Source organism: Amycolatopsis sp. NPDC059021, assembly GCF_042739895.1.
Lineage (GTDB): Bacteria > Actinomycetota > Actinomycetes > Mycobacteriales > Pseudonocardiaceae > Amycolatopsis.
Genome location: NZ_JBHYIQ010000013.1, coordinates 45911 through 60232 on the forward strand (window position 1 = coordinate 45911; position 14322 = coordinate 60232).

The 14322-nt window shown below is 70.3% G+C and carries 18 protein-coding genes; 8 read left to right on the forward strand and 10 right to left on the reverse strand.

Annotated features, from left to right (window positions below):
* Positions 1 to 108 precede the first annotated feature (108 nt).
* From ACFWX1_RS10260 to ACFWX1_RS10275, 4 genes are read right to left on the reverse strand one after another with little or no spacing between them, the layout of a single operon-like run.
* Positions 109 to 429, reverse strand: coding sequence for a hypothetical protein (locus ACFWX1_RS10260; protein WP_378327736.1), 321 nt, complete (start codon positions 427 to 429; stop codon positions 109 to 111).
* A 58-nt stretch (positions 430 to 487) separates the two neighbouring features.
* Positions 488 to 1123 carry a TetR/AcrR family transcriptional regulator gene (locus ACFWX1_RS10265; protein ID WP_378386030.1) on the reverse strand — a complete coding sequence of 212 codons (636 nt, stop codon included), beginning with the start codon at positions 1121 to 1123 and terminating at the stop codon, positions 488 to 490.
* A complete protein-coding gene (locus ACFWX1_RS10270) occupies positions 1120 to 2664 on the reverse strand; it encodes an AMP-binding protein (RefSeq protein ID WP_378385860.1) in 1545 nt (514 codons plus the stop codon). Before ACFWX1_RS10270 ends, ACFWX1_RS10265 begins: the two co-directional genes overlap by 4 nt.
* The gene (locus ACFWX1_RS10275; protein WP_378385862.1) at positions 2661 to 3404 is read right to left on the reverse strand and encodes an enoyl-CoA hydratase/isomerase family protein; all 744 of its coding nucleotides are present in this window, start codon (positions 3402 to 3404) and stop codon (positions 2661 to 2663) included. The genes ACFWX1_RS10270 and ACFWX1_RS10275 overlap by 4 nt, the downstream gene beginning before the upstream one ends.
* A gap of 47 nt (positions 3405 to 3451) precedes the next feature.
* Here ACFWX1_RS10275 and ACFWX1_RS10280 point away from each other — a divergent pair, with 47 nt between their 5' ends.
* The 6 genes from ACFWX1_RS10280 (at position 3452) to ACFWX1_RS10305 (ending at position 8556) form a co-directional block, all read left to right on the forward strand.
* Entirely contained in the window at positions 3452 to 5044 is a 1593-nt protein-coding gene (locus ACFWX1_RS10280; RefSeq protein WP_378385864.1) for an amidohydrolase, read from the forward strand.
* Positions 5045 to 5066: 22 nt separating this feature from the next.
* Entirely contained in the window at positions 5067 to 5507 is a 441-nt protein-coding gene (locus tag ACFWX1_RS10285; RefSeq protein ID WP_378385866.1) for a GNAT family N-acetyltransferase, read from the forward strand.
* 21 nt (positions 5508 to 5528) lie between these two features.
* Positions 5529 to 6212 carry a metal-dependent transcriptional regulator gene (locus tag ACFWX1_RS10290; RefSeq protein ID WP_378327730.1) on the forward strand — a complete coding sequence of 228 codons (684 nt, stop codon included), beginning with the start codon at positions 5529 to 5531 and terminating at the stop codon, positions 6210 to 6212.
* A gap of 155 nt (positions 6213 to 6367) precedes the next feature.
* Positions 6368 to 7189 carry an LLM class flavin-dependent oxidoreductase gene (locus ACFWX1_RS10295; RefSeq protein WP_378385868.1) on the forward strand — a complete coding sequence of 274 codons (822 nt, stop codon included), beginning with the start codon at positions 6368 to 6370 and terminating at the stop codon, positions 7187 to 7189.
* Between the two features lie 87 nt (positions 7190 to 7276).
* Positions 7277 to 7630: a transcriptional regulator gene (locus tag ACFWX1_RS10300; RefSeq protein ID WP_378385870.1), complete on the forward strand. Its 354-nt coding sequence runs from the start codon at positions 7277 to 7279 to the stop codon at positions 7628 to 7630.
* 293 nt (positions 7631 to 7923) lie between these two features.
* Positions 7924 to 8556 (forward strand): alpha-ketoglutarate-dependent dioxygenase AlkB family protein, encoded by a 633-nt coding sequence (locus tag ACFWX1_RS10305; RefSeq protein ID WP_378386032.1) that lies wholly within the window; start codon positions 7924 to 7926, stop codon positions 8554 to 8556.
* Here ACFWX1_RS10305 and ACFWX1_RS10310 read toward each other — a convergent pair.
* Positions 8553 to 9158, reverse strand: a complete 606-nt coding sequence (locus ACFWX1_RS10310) for an ArsR/SmtB family transcription factor (protein WP_378385872.1) — start codon at positions 9156 to 9158, stop codon at positions 8553 to 8555. The two genes, ACFWX1_RS10305 and ACFWX1_RS10310, sit on opposite strands and share 4 nt — an antisense overlap.
* A gap of 113 nt (positions 9159 to 9271) precedes the next feature.
* Between ACFWX1_RS10310 and ACFWX1_RS10315 the strand changes: the two genes are divergently transcribed.
* Together ACFWX1_RS10315 and ACFWX1_RS10320 are read left to right on the forward strand one after the other, a co-directional pair.
* A complete protein-coding gene (locus ACFWX1_RS10315) occupies positions 9272 to 9691 on the forward strand; it encodes a hypothetical protein (RefSeq protein ID WP_378385874.1) in 420 nt (139 codons plus the stop codon).
* Complete coding sequence (locus ACFWX1_RS10320; RefSeq protein ID WP_378385876.1) at positions 9684 to 9956, forward strand: hypothetical protein; 273 nt, start codon at positions 9684 to 9686, stop codon at positions 9954 to 9956. Before ACFWX1_RS10315 ends, ACFWX1_RS10320 begins: the two co-directional genes overlap by 8 nt.
* Here ACFWX1_RS10320 and ACFWX1_RS10325 read toward each other — a convergent pair.
* From ACFWX1_RS10325 to ACFWX1_RS10345, 5 genes are read right to left on the reverse strand one after another with little or no spacing between them, the layout of a single operon-like run.
* On the reverse strand, positions 9937 to 10800 hold the full coding sequence (locus tag ACFWX1_RS10325; RefSeq protein WP_378385878.1) for a biotin-dependent carboxyltransferase family protein: 864 nt from the start codon (positions 10798 to 10800) through the stop codon (positions 9937 to 9939). The genes ACFWX1_RS10320 and ACFWX1_RS10325 overlap by 20 nt on opposite strands.
* A complete protein-coding gene (locus tag ACFWX1_RS10330) occupies positions 10797 to 11447 on the reverse strand; it encodes an allophanate hydrolase subunit 1 (RefSeq protein WP_378385880.1) in 651 nt (216 codons plus the stop codon). The genes ACFWX1_RS10325 and ACFWX1_RS10330 overlap by 4 nt, the downstream gene beginning before the upstream one ends.
* Positions 11444 to 12202 carry a LamB/YcsF family protein gene (locus ACFWX1_RS10335; protein WP_378385882.1) on the reverse strand — a complete coding sequence of 253 codons (759 nt, stop codon included), beginning with the start codon at positions 12200 to 12202 and terminating at the stop codon, positions 11444 to 11446. Before ACFWX1_RS10335 ends, ACFWX1_RS10330 begins: the two co-directional genes overlap by 4 nt.
* Entirely contained in the window at positions 12202 to 12996 is a 795-nt protein-coding gene (locus ACFWX1_RS10340; protein ID WP_378385884.1) for a putative hydro-lyase, read from the reverse strand. The genes ACFWX1_RS10335 and ACFWX1_RS10340 overlap by 1 nt, the downstream gene beginning before the upstream one ends.
* A 13-nt stretch (positions 12997 to 13009) precedes the next feature.
* Positions 13010 to 14263, reverse strand: coding sequence for an MFS transporter (locus ACFWX1_RS10345; protein ID WP_378385886.1), 1254 nt, complete (start codon positions 14261 to 14263; stop codon positions 13010 to 13012).
* Positions 14264 to 14322 lie beyond the last annotated feature (59 nt).

The following is a 14322-nucleotide window of genomic DNA, read 5'->3' on the forward strand; positions in this document are numbered from 1 at the left end:
CCGCGCCCAACAGGGCGCGGGCCCACGGCCACTCGCCCAAGACCCCTTACTCCCACCACACCCGTCTGACAGAGGCCCATATGGTCCACAACCCCCCACTTCAGGTTCCTACTTCTGGTTCCGGAGCGCGATGGGGACGCCCGCCAGGTCCTCCTCGTTGCACAACAGCTTCACGTCGTAGTAGGGCGAACCCTGCCGTTCGTCGTAGTCGAGGTGGATCGCCAGCACGTCCAGCGGCTCACCGAGCCACTCCTGGGCCTGACGTAGCCAGCCCGCACACCGTTCCAGTGCCGCGGGGAGGTCGTCGTCACGGAACTCCACGGGGCGGTAAGGCACGTCCTGCACCTGATCGCGGGGGTTTGCCGGGGTCGGCAGACCAGGTGCGAGACCCGAGTCGTCCAGTTCCAGTTGGATCGTTTGCTCAGTCACCCTTCGAGCGTCCCCCACACTCGCGCCCGGGGCAAGGCGTACGGTGGTAAAAGCGCCGCTAAACGGGCACTCCCCACACTTTCGCGACCATTTCGCGCTCCCGTCGCAACTCCGAAACACCGGCCGGACAATCGCAGCCGAGGGCACGCAGCGCGAGTTCGGCGTAATGCGCGGCCAGCTGGTCGAGGGCGAGCGGCCCGCGTGGCGAATACCACCGTGCGACCCCGTTGCACATCTCCAGTAACGCCAACCGGGTGACCGCCGGGTGCGCGGTGTGGAAGACACCGGCGGCGACGCCCTCCTCGATGGTGTCGGACCAGAGCTTTTCGTAGTCGTCCCGTAACCGGACCACCTGATCGCGTGGCCCCTCGGAGAGGACGTCCAGTTCGTTGTCCACCACGCGGGTTTCCGCCGGCAGGATCGCGTGCGCGAGGACGTGCAGTGCGACCAGCGTGCGCATCCTGGCGACCGGGTCGGTGACCTCGGCCACGGCGTGGCGTGCGGTGTCGAGCAGGCGGCGCAGCGCGGTGGTCATGATGTCGGCGAGCAGATCCTCCTTGGTGCCCATGTAGTGGTACAGGCTGGCCGAGGACAGTTCCGCCTCCTGCGCGAGATCCCGGATCCCGGTGCCGTGGAAACCCTTGGCGGCGAAGAGTTTGACGGCCGCCGCGCGGACACGCTCGCGACTGGTCACAGCCATCGGCCCGCCGTCCGGTCCCAGCTGCCCGCGCGCGGGTCGGCGATCTTCCGCAGTTCGCCCTTCGCGACCCGTTCGGACGGCGTCAGCGGCAGCTCGTCCGGGAAGGCCCAGAACCGTGGGATCTTGAAGTAGGCCAGCTTCTCCGCGCAGAACTCGGCCAGTTCTACGGGCTCGGGACGGTCGCCGTCGCAGACGACGTACGCCTTGATCTCCTCGCCACGCAGCTCGTCGGGCACCGCGACGACCGCCACCAGCCGTACCGCGGGATGCAGCAGCAGCGCGCGTTCCACCTCGTCGGCGGACACGTTCTCCCCGCTGCGGCGGATCATGTCCTTGGTACGCCCGACGTAGTAGACCCGCCCCCGATCGTCCATTTTGGCCAGATCACCGGTGTGGAACCAGCCACCGGCGAAGGCGCGCTCGGTCGCTTCCTGGTCCTCGTGGTAGCCGTGCATCAGCCCGACCCCGCGAATGAGCAGCTGCCCGGTTTCCCCGCGCGGTAACGGCTTGTCGTCGTCTCCGGCGATCACCACCTCGCGGGCGGCGTGGGGCAGCCCGAGACAGCCGGTGCCGACCGTCTCGTCGTGGTCGGCCGCGGTCATCCGGATGTCGCCGCCGGTCTCGGTCATCCCGAACGCCTCGTACCACGGCACGCCCCAGCGTTCCTCCAGCTCCGCGTGCAGCTCCAGGGGAATCGCCGACGCGGTGATCGCGCGCACCCGGTGGTTCCGGTCGTCCTCGTGCGGCGGCTGGCGCAGCAGCAGCGCGGGCATCATCCCGAGGCAGTAGAACCAGGTGACCTCGTACTCGCGGACCTTCGCCCAGAACGTCGTGGGGTGGAAGCGATCCAGCACCACGAGCGTCGCGCCGCCGGCGAGCCCCAACGCGACATTCCACTGTGGATCGATGTAGTGGAACGGCTGCGCGGTCAGGAAGACGTCGTCCTCGCCGACCGCGGGGAACTCGGTGGCCAGGCTGATCGCCAGCGTCGTCCAGTACCGGTTGGGCAGCACGCAGCCCTTGGGGGCGCCGGTGGTGCCCGAGGTGTACTGGATGTTGACCGGCCGCTCGGCGGTCGTGGCGAACCGGGCCGCGCCGATGCCCGGGGTGAGCGCGGCGAGTTCGTCGATCGTCAGCGTTCGTTCGAGCGTGGTTTCCGGTGCGATACGGCCGATCAGTTCGGCGAATTCCGTCGCGACGACGGCGAATCGCGCGCCGGAATGCCGCAGCACGTGGGCGCCGTCGAACTCCCGGTAGTTCGTGTTCACCGGCACCAGCGCCGCGCCGAGTTTCGCCAGCGCGAGCCACAGCAGCGGGAATTCCGGCTGGTTGCGCAGCATCACCGCGACCCGGTCGCCTGCCTGCACGCCGAGGTCGAGCAGGGTGAGCGCGAGCCGTGAGCTGCGGCGGTCGACGTCGGCGAAGGTGAGCCGCTCGCCCGTTTCGTCGAAGATCCAGGCGGTCCGCTCCGGCCAGAGCTCGGCGGCGCGGGTGAGCAGTTCGACCAGTGTGGTGCACTCGCGCAACGGCGTCATGCCCGGCTCCGGAACGCTTCGGTCGACGCCCGCACCGCGGCCGAGTGCTCGGTGATCAGCGCGTGGCTGACCTCCAGCTCCAGCGCGGATTCCAGCGCGTTGTCGATGCCGGAGTCGAGGACTCGCTTGGCCATCGTGGCCGCTTCGGCGGGGTGTGAGGCGATCTTCTCCGCCCAGTCGTGTGCGCGCTCCGGGAGTTCGTTTGCCGGGAAGACCGCGTTGACCAGCCCCAGTTCGCGCGCTTCCGTTCCGGAGATCCGGTCGCCGAGCAGCAGCAGTTCCTTCGCCTTGAGCGGTCCGACCAGCAACGGCAGCAGCCGGGACGCCGCCCCGGTGACGCTCAGCCCGAGCGAGACCTCGGGGAACCGGAACACCGCGTCCTCGGCGGCGAGAATCAGGTCGCAGCCCAGCGCGAACTCCGCGCCCGCCCCGATCGCGTAGCCGTGCACCGCGGCGATCACCGGCTGCCGCAACGCGCGCAGCCGTCGTGTCACGTCCTGCAACCGGTCGAGCCGCGTGCGTGAGTCACCCTCCGGGGTGGGCTCCTTCAGGTCGTGGCCCGCGCAGAACGCGCGGCCGTTCCCGGACAGGACGACCACGCGGGCGTCACCGCGCGCGACGTCGTCGAGTGCGGCCAGCAGGTCCTCGACCAGTGCCGGGGCGACGGCGTTCAGCCGCTCGGGCCGGTTCAGCCGGATCTGGGCGATGCCGTCGGCGACGGCGAGGTCCACGGTGCTCATGGGGGCGAGCCTAGACGTTCGATCGATCGATCGATAGGGTCCGATTCATGCGGGTCGACGCGGTCTACGAGAACGCCCTGGTGCTGACCGGGGAAACCACGACAAGCGCGCTGGCCGTCCTGCACGGCCGGGTCGTCGCGCTCGGCGAGGACGCCGAAGCGTTGTCGGCACGTCGGCGGGTCGACCTCGGCGGCTCGGTGGTCGTCCCCGGCTTCCATGACGCGCACAACCACATGGCCTGGTTCGGGATGTCGCTCGACCACGTCCCGCTCAGCGACTGCCGCAGCGTCGAGGAGGTCTACGCCGCGATCGCGCGGCGGGCGGCCGAACTGCCCGAGGGCAGCTGGGTCGTCGGCAGCGGCTACGACCAGAACAAGCTCGTCGGCGGCCATCCCGATCGTCACGGTCTCGACCGCGCGGCCCCGGGAAAGCTCGTCCAGCTCAGGCACACCTCCGGGCATATGTGCGTGGTCAACACCGCGGTGCTCGACCGGCTGGACGTCGCGAACGTGCCGGTGGGCGGGGACATCGTGCTCGACGGCGACGGTTCGCCGACCGGGCTGCTGCGGGAGCAGGCCCAGCGGCTGCTCGATCCGCTGACCTACCCGACTCCGATCGAAACGCTGGTCCGCGGGCTCGACAGGGCGAGCGAGGTGTACCTGTCCGAGGGCATCACCAGCGTCCAGGAGGCCGGGATCGGCGGCGGGCTCGTCGGCGAGTCGCCGGCGGAGCTGGCGGCGTACCAGCTGGCACGCGAACGCGGACTGCTGCGCGTCCGGGCCACGGTGATGGTCGGCGCGCCGGTCCTGCACGAACTGAGCGACGGCGCGGGTTTCGGCCTGGATCTCGGCCTGCGCACCGGGCTCGGCGACGAGTGGCTGCGGATCGGCCCGATGAAGCTGTTCGCCGACGGCTCGCTGGTCGGCAGGACCTGCGCCATGCACGAGCCGTTCGCGGGCGAGCCGGACAACGTCGGCTACTTCCAGTTGCCCGAGGACGAACTCGCCAGGACGATCATGCGGGCGCACGAGGCGGGCTGGCAGATCGCGACGCACGCGATCGGGGACCGGGCGATCACCGTCGTGCTCGACGCCTACGAGGCCGCGCTCGCCGCGCATCCCCGTGCCGATCACCGGCACCGGATCGAGCACTGCGCGGTCCTGCAGCCGGACGAGCTGGCGCGGATGGCGCGGCTCGGCCTGATCCCCTCACCGCAGGGCCGGTTCGTCAACGAACTCGGCGACGGGATGCGCGCCGCGCTCGGCGAGGAGCGGGTCGCGTGGTGCTACCGGCTGAAGAGCCTGCTCGACGCGGGATGCGTGCTGCCCGCGAGTTCGGATCGCCCGGTCGTGAACGGCGCTCCGCTGCTCGCGCTCGCCGACATGGTGCGGCGCCGGACGTCCTCCGGTGCCCCGTTCGGCCCGCAGGAAGCGCTTTCCCCACGCGAGGCGTTGCGGGCCTACACCCACGGCTCGGCGTACGCCGCCTTCGCCGAGAATGACCTGGGAACGCTGACACCCGGCAAGCTCGCGGACTTCGCCGTGCTGTCGGCCGACCCGACCGACGAGTCCACTATGGACGATGCTCGGGTGCTGGCCACCGCCGTCGGCGGCGAGTTGCGCTACGAAGCCCCGAACTGACGACCGAGAGGAGTGCTGGCCGATGCCGGTCCGGGAAGCGGTGTTCGAGGACGCCGAGGAGATCTGCGCGCTCATCGAAGAACACGCGGAGTATGAGGGAAACACCGAGCTGAAGCTCGACCGCGCCGAGATGAGCGGCTATCTGTTCGGGCCGGACCCCAAGGCGTGGGTGCTGATCGCCACCGTGCCGGGCGACCCGGACAAGGTCGCGGGTTTCGCGTTCTGCAGCTGGAGCTTCTCGACCTGGGAGGCCAGGCCGGGGATCTGGCTGGACGACCTGTTCATCCGGCCGGAGTACCGGCGGCACGGGCTCGGCCGCGAGCTGCTCGACGCGCTGCGCGCGCGGACGACCGGGCGGGTCGAGTGGGACATGCAGGCGGGGAACGAAAAGGGCGAAGCGTTCTACGCCGATCTAGGCGCCGAACCGGTGCCGGGATGGATCCGCTACCGCTGGCGACCCTGATCACGCCGTATCGTATTCGGCATGGGTGATGGTTCGGTCCGGAGGTCTTCGTCGGTCGAGGACTACGTCCGGGTGATCTACGGGCTGGTCGAGCGGGGTGAGGCGGTCACCAACGCTTCGCTCGCCGGCAGGCTCGAGGTGAGCCCGTCGTCGGCTTCGGGCATGGTCACGAAGCTCGCGCAGCTGGGCCTGGTCGCGCACGTGCCCTACCGCGGGATCGAGCTGACCGGCGAGGGCAGGCAGCTGGCCCGGTCGGTGCTGCGACGGCACCGGCTGATCGAGACGTACCTGGTCTCCGAGCTCGGCTACACCTGGGACGAGGTGCACGCCGAGGCCGACGCGCTGGAGCACGCGGTGTCCGACAGGCTGGTCGAGCGCATCGCGGCGAAGCTCGGCAACCCCGTGCGCGATCCGCACGGCGACCCGATCCCGGCGCCCGACGGCAGTGTCGAGGAGTTGCCGATGCGGATCCTGGACGATCTGCCGCCCGGTGCCGTCGGCGAGATCGTGCGGGTCTGGGACACCGACCCGGAACTGCTGCGGTATCTGACCGAGCACGCCATCGGGCTCGGCAAACGGATCGAGGTCGTCGAGCGGCAGCCCTTCGGCGGCCCGATGGTCGTCAAGGTGGGCTCGCCGCCGGACACCGCCACGCACGCCATCGGCAAGGAGATCGCGCAGGCGTTGTCGGTCGCGCTGCGCTGAAGGGGACTTTCCTCGCGCAGGACGCGCTGAAGGGGACGTTCGTCGCATGGCATGAGACGAACGTCCCCTTCATCCCACGTGCGCAGCGGGACGTATCCGCGGTTGACGTCCTGGAGCGGATGTGGCGGCCATGTCCCCCGGCGCAGGATGACCGCATGACATCGAAACCCTTCCGCTTCGGGATCGTCGCCGGGTTCTCGCCGGACCTGGCCGCGTGGACCGCGCAGGCGAAGCAGGTCGAGGAGCTCGGCCTGGACACGATGCTGGCCACCGACCCGGTCGCCGGCTCCGACCCGCTGACGCTCGTCCCGGCCGCCGCGGCGGTCACCAGCACGCTCCGGGTGGGCACGTTCGTGCTCGCCGACCCGTTCCGCGATCCGCGTCAGCTCGACTGGCAGGTCCGGACGCTGCACCGGCAGACGGGCGGCCGGTTCGAACTCGGCCTCGGTGCCGGCCGTCCCGGTGCCGACGACCACGCCCGGTCACTGGGCAGGGACTACCCCGGGATGGCGCAGCGCATCGAGCGGCTGGAAGCCACGATCGAGCTGATCAAGAGCACGCCGGACCGGCCGAAGCTGCTCATGGCCGCGCGGGGGCCGAAGATGCTCGCGCTGGCCGCCCGCGAGGCCGACATCGTCACGTTCTCGTGGTTGCCGCGGACCACGCCGGACGAAGCGCTGTCCATTGTGGACAAGTTCCGCGAACTCGCCGGTACGCGGCTCGGCGAGATCGAGCTGGCGGTGAACCTGATGGCGATCGGGGACGAGCCGGCGCCGCACGTCGCGCGGTTCGCCGGAGTCGACGTCCCGGAACTCGCCGCGTCCGGCGCGGTGACCGTGCTCCCCACCGATCCCGGGCAGGCCGCCGACACACTTCTCGGCTGGCGAGAGAAGTGGGGGATCTCCTACGCCACAGTCAATTCCGGCTATACCCAGCCCTTCGCGGCCATCGCCCGATCGCTGCGCGCGCTCGCCTGAAGCACCTGGGTGAGCACCCTTCCGATCCTGCCGCGCGGCGCCTACGCTCCAGTGTTCTCACCAGCTGTATCTCGGAGCGAAAAAACCATGACCGGTCAACGACCAAGGACCATCGACCGGGGGGAACGCACGGGGAGTGAACTGGAACGGTTGCTCGAAACGGGCCCGTTCGCCGAGGCGTTGCGCGCGGCGATCCGGGCCAGGGGGCTCGGCCTCGATCGCATCCGTTACCGCTTGCGGAGCAGGGGGACTTCGCTGAGCCTGGCCACGCTGAGTCATTGGCAGTCGGGCCGGTGCCGGCCGGAGCGGCCGGAATCGTTGCGGGCGTTGCGGAATCTCGAGGACATCCTCGGCGTGCCGGACGGTTCGCTGATCCGGCTGCTCGGCCCGCCACGGGGCCGGACCACCCCGTGCGGCCTTCCCCATGAACACGCGCGGTAGCCGGGGTGGCGGTCACTGGTCACGTGACCGCCTCGTTGCTGATCGAGTGTGCCGTGGATCACAATTCTGTGGCAGTCTCGCAAGAATGGTGACGCAGAGCAGAGGAAGTCGGCTGCGCGATTTCGGCGCTGCGCCATTCGAGCGAGGAATGCGGAGGCTGGCGGCGGCGAATGTAGCTTTCCGGGGTCAGCGGGTGGTGCTCGGCTGGCGGGCGGAGGTGCCGGAAAAAGTTCGAACGTCGCGCGGCGGATAGCGAGCGGTTACGCGGTGTGCCCGGTGGCAGAATCGCCGACGTGGACGCGCTGCTTCCCCGCCCGCGGGCCGAGATCGCACCCGGCGCGGTGCACGTGCCGGACTGGCTCGATCTCGACGCGCAACGCGAGCTGGTCGAGGCCTGCCGGAACTGGCGTGGCTACCGGTCGGCGCGGTTGCCGAGCGGCGGCGTGATGTCCGTGCGCACGGTTTGTCTCGGCTGGCACTGGTATCCCTACCGCTACTCGCGCACGATCGACGACGGCGACGGCTCGCCGGTGCTGCCGTTCCCGGACTGGCTCGGCGATCTCGGGCGCCGCGGGCTGGCGGACGCGTACGGTTCGCCCGCCGAGGACTACCGGCCGGACGTCGCGCTCGTGAACTTCTACGACGCCGCCGCACGGATGGGGATGCATCAGGACAAGGACGAACGCAGCCTCGCGCCGGTGGTGTCCCTCAGCCTCGGCGACACCTGTGTGTTCCGCTTCGGGAACACCGAGAACCGCGGGCAGCCCTACACCGACGTCGAACTGGGCTCCGGTGACCTGTTCGTCTTCGGTGGCGCGTCGCGGCTGGCGTATCATGGGGTGCCGAAAACCCTGCCGGGCACGGCGGATCCGGCGCTGGGCCTGACCGGCAGGCTCAATCTGACGCTCCGCGTGTCCGGCCTCTAGCCCTCGTCGCCGTCCAGTTTGGGCGGTGTCGGATGCGGGCCCTCGTCGGGCAGCATGTACAGCCGCACGGCCATCTGCCGGGACCCGGGCGGCTTTTCGCCGGGCTCGTTCACGTACTTCCAGATCAGGGTCTGGTACTCCTCGACGAACGACGCGATCTGCTCCTCGGTCATCCGGAGCCCGCTGCGGTAGATCTGGTTCCAGCCGCCGGCGGTGTCATACCCGGTGTACGCGCTGACGACGAGTCCGAGGTCGTGGCTCATCTTGAGCGCGCCGAGCTTGGTCGCGGCCTCGCGCTCGTCCGGGGTCATCTCCAGGCCGGGCGGGGTGTAGATGTCCTTCGAAAGCGACCGCCACCAGCGCTCGCGTCCGTTGGAGCGCTCCTCGATCTCGGCGATCAGTTTCAGATCCGCGAGCTTGCGCAGGTGATAGCTGGTCGTCCCGGTGCTCTCGCCGAGCGCTTTCGCGACGCTGGTCGAGTTCGCTTCGCCGTGGTCGCCGAGGTAGCTCAGGATGTCGCGGCGCACCGGATTGGACAGCGCCTTGTACAGCGCCTTGATGTCCGCGCCGGTGAGCACGCGGCGCTCGGGACGTTCCGCCATGCGGTCACCGTATTGCAGAGAAGTACTGCAAAGCAAGTTTGCAAAAAGTCTCTGCAATCGGCTAGCGTGGTCGTCGAGGCGCTAGGGGGCGCCGTGACCTATCGGGGGCTGTCATGCGGAAAGACCTGGCCGGAAGGCTGTTCCTGCTCGCGGGGGCGTGCCTGCTGCCGTGGATCGGCGTGCTCTGGGCGACGTTGCCCGACGTCTACCCGGCGCAGCATTGGCGTGTCGCGTGGGTGGGGCTGGACCTGCTGGAGGCCGCCGGGCTGCTCGCCACGGCGTGGCTGGTCCGGCGGGGCGATCACCGGGCGCCGCTCGCGTCGATCGGGACGGCGGTGCTCCTGTTCGTGGACGCCTGGTTCGACGTGCTGACCGCGGGCAGCGACCTCGTGGTGTCGCTGATCATGGCGATCGCGCTCGAACTGCCGCTGGCCGCGGTGTGTGTCTTCGTCGCACTGCGCAGGACAGCGCCGGCGCCGCGGCCCGCCGCGGTCACCCGGCCCGCGCGGTCGCTGGCGGTGGCCCATGCCTGAGCGTCTCGACCCGGTGCTGCGCGACGAGATCGACGACCGCGTGGCCGAGGCCTTCGATGCCTACCTGGCCGAGCGGCTGGCCGAACCGGGTCCCCTGCGCAGCGCGCTCGACGCCGGTCGTGGTGCCGGGGTCGTGCTGGGCACGGTGGCCTTCGGCGCGTTCGCGACGGTGGTCGCGCAGTTCGAGCCGACGGTGCTGTGCTGGATCTGGGGCTCGCTCGCGGTCATCAACCTCGCCTGGCTGCTCACGCGCCCGAGACGGTGAACCGGACCGGAGTACCCGGGCGGAGCTGGGCGGCGAGGTCGAGATAGTCCTCGTCGACGACCGCGATCACCGGGTAGCCACCGGTCACCGGGTGATCGGCGAGGAACAGGATCGGCGTGCCCGACGGCGGCACCTGCAGCGCGCCTGGTACGCACGCCTCGGGTGGCAACTCGCCTTCGCGGGCGCGGTTCAGTCGCGGGCCGGTGAACCGGATGCCGACTCTGTCCACATCGGACGTCACGGTGTAGGGCCGCGACACCATTGTGGACAGTGCGTCGGCGGTGAACCAGTCCAGCCGTGGTCCCGGGGTGATCCGCAGGCACGGCTCGGCCGGCAGGCCAGGGCGCGGGGCGAGATCCACGGCGGGCGGCCCGAGCACGACATTCCCGACCGGCAGCGACATCCCGGCCGCCAGCGGCGGCGGGCCGAGCTTGCCGAGGGTGTCGGTCGCGCGGGCGCCGAGGATCGCGGGGACGTCGAAGCCACCTCGAACCGCCACGTAGCACCGCAAACCACGTTCCGGCAGGCCGAGCACCAGCTCGTCGCCGGGACGCAGGATGATCGGCGCGTTCGGCCCGGCCGCGCGGCCGCCGGCGGTGATCGGGCACGGCGCCCCGGTGACGGCGACGGTCACCGTCTCCGACGCCCGCAGGGCGAGCCCGCCGAGCGTGGTCTCCAGCGCGGCGTGCCCTTCGGGATTGCCGACCAGCCGGTTCGCCAGGCGGAGCGCGCCGCGGTCCGCGGCGCCGGAGCGGCCGACGCCGATCGCCGCCAGTCCGGGACGGCCCAGATCCTGCACGGTGGTGAACGGGCCGGGCCGCAGTACGTCGAGCTTCGCGGTCATCGGCGCGCTCTGGTGAACCGCACCCGGGTGCCCGGGGTGAGCAGATTCGGTCGCGCCCGTTCGGTGTCCCACACCGGATGCCCGGTGTGGCCGAGCAGGCGCCAGCCGCCGGGTGACGAGTTCGGGTACACCGCCGTGTATTCCCCGGCGATCGCGATCGACCCGGCGGGCACGCGGGTGCGCGGCGTGGCCCGCCGCGGCACGTGCAGTATCGGATCGAGCCCGGTCAGGTAGGCGAAACCCGGTGCGAAGCCGCAGAACGCCGCGACGTACCCGCCCTGTTCGTGGCGTTCCACCACCTCGGCCACCGACAGCCCGGTGTACTCCGCGACTTCGCCCAGATCCTCGCCGTCGTAGCGGACTTCGATGACGACCTCACGGTTTGCCCGCGCCGAAACGTCCACTGTGGAGTGCCGGAGCAGGTCGTCGGTCAGCCGCTCGTGGCTGGTGCGGTCCGGGTCGAACCGCACCAGCAACGTGCGTGCCGCCGGGACGAGCTCGGTCACGCCGTCGGGCTGCTCCTGGTCGAGCGCGCCGTGCAGGCCGAGCACGTCCTCCTGCCCGTCGAGATCGACGAGCACCGCCCGGCGGCCATACGGCGAGACCCGCCACCGTCGCTTGTGGACTTCCATGTTCTTCCCGGTCATCCGGCGGACACGAACGGTGCGGGCTTGACCCCGGCCGTCATCAGCCCGTCGCGAATCCGCCTCGCCAGCTCCACCGCGCCCGGTGTGTCCCCGTGCACGCACAGGGAATCCGGGTTCAGCGCGAGCACCTGTCCGTCCACAGCGGACACCGTGCCGGTGGTGGCCATGGCGACCGCGCGCTCGGCCACGGCGTCGGCCTCGTGCAGTACGGCGCCGGGTTCCCGGCGTGATACCAGGTGGCCTTCCGGGGTGTAAGCCCGGTCGGCGAACGCCTCGGCGTAGCTCGCGATCCCCGCTTTTTCGGCCTGGCGCCGCATTTCCGAGCCCGGCGGGCAGAGCAGCGCGAGGCCGGGCTCGTACCGGCGCAGTGCCTCGACCACGGCACCGGCCTGATCCGGGTCGACCGCCGCGGTGTTGTAAAGCGCGCCGTGTGGTTTGACGTACCGGACGCGGCTGCCCGCCGCGCGGGCGAACGCGTCGAGCGCACCGATCTGGTACAGCACGTCGTCGGCCAGATCCTCGGGCGTGATGTCCAGTGCCCGCCTGCCGAAACCGGCCAGATCGCGGTAGCCGACGTGCGCCCCGATGGTCACGCCGCGTTCGGCCGCGAGCGTGCACACGCGCCGCATCACCCCGGGGTCCCCGGCGTGGAAACCGCACGCGACGTTCGCGCTGGTGACGATGTCGAGCATCGCCTCGTCGTCGCCCATCCGCCAGGCGCCGAAACCTTCTCCGAGATCGCTGTTGAGATCCATCAGTCCACCCGATATTCGCTGTCGAGCCGGTCGGAAATGAACATGTAGCCGGGTGCGTGCGTGATCGCGAACGGCGGCCGCGAGGCCATCAGGGCCGCCTGCGGGGTCACCCCGCACGCCCAGAACACGGGGACGTCGCCGGGCTCGGCGTCGATCGGGTCACCGAAGCCGGGCCGGTCGAGGTCCTCGATGCCGAGCGTACGCGGATCGCCGACGTGTACCGGCGCCCCGTGCACCGCGGGCATCGCGCGGGTGAGCCGGATGGCGTCGCCGACGCGGTCTTCCGGGATCGGCCGCATCGAGACGACCATCGGCCCGTGCAGCCTGCCCGCCGGTTCGCATTCGATGTTCGTCACGTACATGGCGACGTTGCGGCCCTGGTCGATGTGCCGCAGCGGGATGTCCTCCGCGGCCAGTATCGACTCGAAGCTGAAGCTGCAGCCGATCGAGAAGGCCACCATGTCGCTGCGCCACAGCCCACCGGCGTCGGTGACCTCGCCGGACAGCACGCCGTTCTGCCAGACGCGATAGCGCGGCAGGTCGGTGCGCAGATCCGCGCCCGCGGCGAGCCTGCTGCCGGGATCGCCGGGATCGCTCACGTCCAGCACCGGGCAGGCCTGCGGATTGCGCTGGCAGAACAGCAGGACGTCGTAGGCCCAGTCCTCGGGCACCGCGATGAGGTTCGTCTGGGTGTAGCCGCGCGCCCAGCCCGTCGTCGGGCGCTCGGTGCCGGCGCGGAACACGGCGCGTGCTTCGGCCGGGGTCAACGTCGCCGGGTCGTCGTAGGTCGTCATCGTCGTGCACCTCCTAGGCGAGCAGTTCGCGGCCGCGGGTTTCGGGAAGGCCGAGCAGCGCGAGCGCCGCGAGGACATAACCGGCCGCCCCGATGACGATGCCACCGCCGGCGCCGAGGAATCCGACGAGGCCGGGGAACACCGCGCCGACCGCGCGGCCGAAGTTGTAGGTGAAGCCCTGTCCGGTGCCGCGCAGCGCGGTCGGGTACAGCTCGGCGAGGAACGCGCCGAACCCGCTGAAGATCGCGGACATCGAGAAGCCGAGCGGGAAACCGAGCACGAGGACGAGGCCGTTCGCCCCGGCCGGGATCTGCACGTAGGCGACGATCAGTACCGCGGAGAGCACGGAGAAGAGCAGGAAGGTTTTCTTGCGCCCCAACAGGTCTGTCAGATACCCGCCGCAGACGTAGCCGACGAACGCGCCGCAGATCAGGAATGCCATGTACCCGCCCGTGTTGATGACGCTGAGCCCGCGGGTGTTCTTCAGGTACGCCGGCAACCAGGTGTTGAGCGTGTAGTAGCCGCCCTGCACGCCGGTGGCCAGCAACGAGGCGAAGAGCGTGGTGCGTGTCAGGTCGCCCCGGAAGATCCGGAGCAGCGCGCCGCGCTCGCGGGTCGTCGTACGACGTTCGGCCGCTCGCGGCGCGTCCTGCACGCTGCGGCGGAGCCACAGCACGAGCAGCGCCGGGATGACGCCGGCCCAGAACATGACGCGCCAGGCCAGATCGGGGCCGGTGATGCTGTACACGACGGTGTAGACGACCACCGACAAGCCCCAGCCGACGGCCCACGCGCTCTGCACGAACGCGACGGTCCGGCCGCGGTAGCGCGCTTGCGCGTACTCCGCGACCAGCGCGGCGCCCGCCGCCCATTCACCGCCGAAGCCGAGACCCTGCAACGCGCGGAACACCAGCAACGTCTCGAAGTTCGGCGCGAAGCCGCAGAGCACGGTGAAGATCGTGTACATCGCGATCGTGAGCTGCAGCGTGCGGACGCGGCCGATGCGGTCGGCCAGGATTCCCGCGCCGACGCCACCGATCGCCGAGACGACCAGTGTCGTCGTGCCGAGCAGTCCCGCCTGCCCCGACGAAATGCCGAAGTAGGCCATGATCGCGGCGAGCCCCAGCGGCAGCGTCTGGTAGTCGAACGAGTCGAGCCCATAACCGCCGAACGCGCCGAGGAACGCGCGCCTGCCCTTCGGGCCGAGGGTGCGTAACCAGGCGAAAGGGCGATCTTTCGTGGTGGTGGTGTCGGCAATCGCGTTCATCGGGACCTCACAGGTGAGTGCTCATCGTGGCATGGCTCACACTTTCTGACTCGCCTAGT

Bases quoted from the DNA above. Each gene is read 5' to 3' on its own strand.
- ACFWX1_RS10270 (WP_378385860.1), bottom strand. From the start codon at position 2,664: ATGACGCCGTTGCGCGAGTGCACCACACTGGTCGAACTGCTCACCCGC.
- ACFWX1_RS10275 (WP_378385862.1), bottom strand. From the start codon at position 3,404: ATGAGCACCGTGGACCTCGCCGTCGCCGACGGCATCGCCCAGATCCGG.
- ACFWX1_RS10280 (WP_378385864.1), top strand. From the start codon at position 3,452: ATGCGGGTCGACGCGGTCTACGAGAACGCCCTGGTGCTGACCGGGGAA.
- ACFWX1_RS10285 (WP_378385866.1), top strand. From the start codon at position 5,067: ATGCCGGTCCGGGAAGCGGTGTTCGAGGACGCCGAGGAGATCTGCGCG.
- ACFWX1_RS10290 (WP_378327730.1), top strand. From the start codon at position 5,529: ATGGGTGATGGTTCGGTCCGGAGGTCTTCGTCGGTCGAGGACTACGTC.
- ACFWX1_RS10295 (WP_378385868.1), top strand. From the start codon at position 6,368: ATGACATCGAAACCCTTCCGCTTCGGGATCGTCGCCGGGTTCTCGCCG.
- ACFWX1_RS10300 (WP_378385870.1), top strand. From the start codon at position 7,277: ATGACCGGTCAACGACCAAGGACCATCGACCGGGGGGAACGCACGGGG.
- ACFWX1_RS10310 (WP_378385872.1), bottom strand. From the start codon at position 9,158: ATGGCGGAACGTCCCGAGCGCCGCGTGCTCACCGGCGCGGACATCAAG.
- ACFWX1_RS10315 (WP_378385874.1), top strand. From the start codon at position 9,272: ATGCGGAAAGACCTGGCCGGAAGGCTGTTCCTGCTCGCGGGGGCGTGC.
- ACFWX1_RS10320 (WP_378385876.1), top strand. From the start codon at position 9,684: ATGCCTGAGCGTCTCGACCCGGTGCTGCGCGACGAGATCGACGACCGC.
- ACFWX1_RS10325 (WP_378385878.1), bottom strand. From the start codon at position 10,800: ATGACCGCGAAGCTCGACGTACTGCGGCCCGGCCCGTTCACCACCGTG.
- ACFWX1_RS10330 (WP_378385880.1), bottom strand. From the start codon at position 11,447: ATGACCGGGAAGAACATGGAAGTCCACAAGCGACGGTGGCGGGTCTCG.
- ACFWX1_RS10335 (WP_378385882.1), bottom strand. From the start codon at position 12,202: ATGGATCTCAACAGCGATCTCGGAGAAGGTTTCGGCGCCTGGCGGATG.
- ACFWX1_RS10340 (WP_378385884.1), bottom strand. From the start codon at position 12,996: ATGACGACCTACGACGACCCGGCGACGTTGACCCCGGCCGAAGCACGC.
- ACFWX1_RS10345 (WP_378385886.1), bottom strand. From the start codon at position 14,263: ATGAACGCGATTGCCGACACCACCACCACGAAAGATCGCCCTTTCGCC.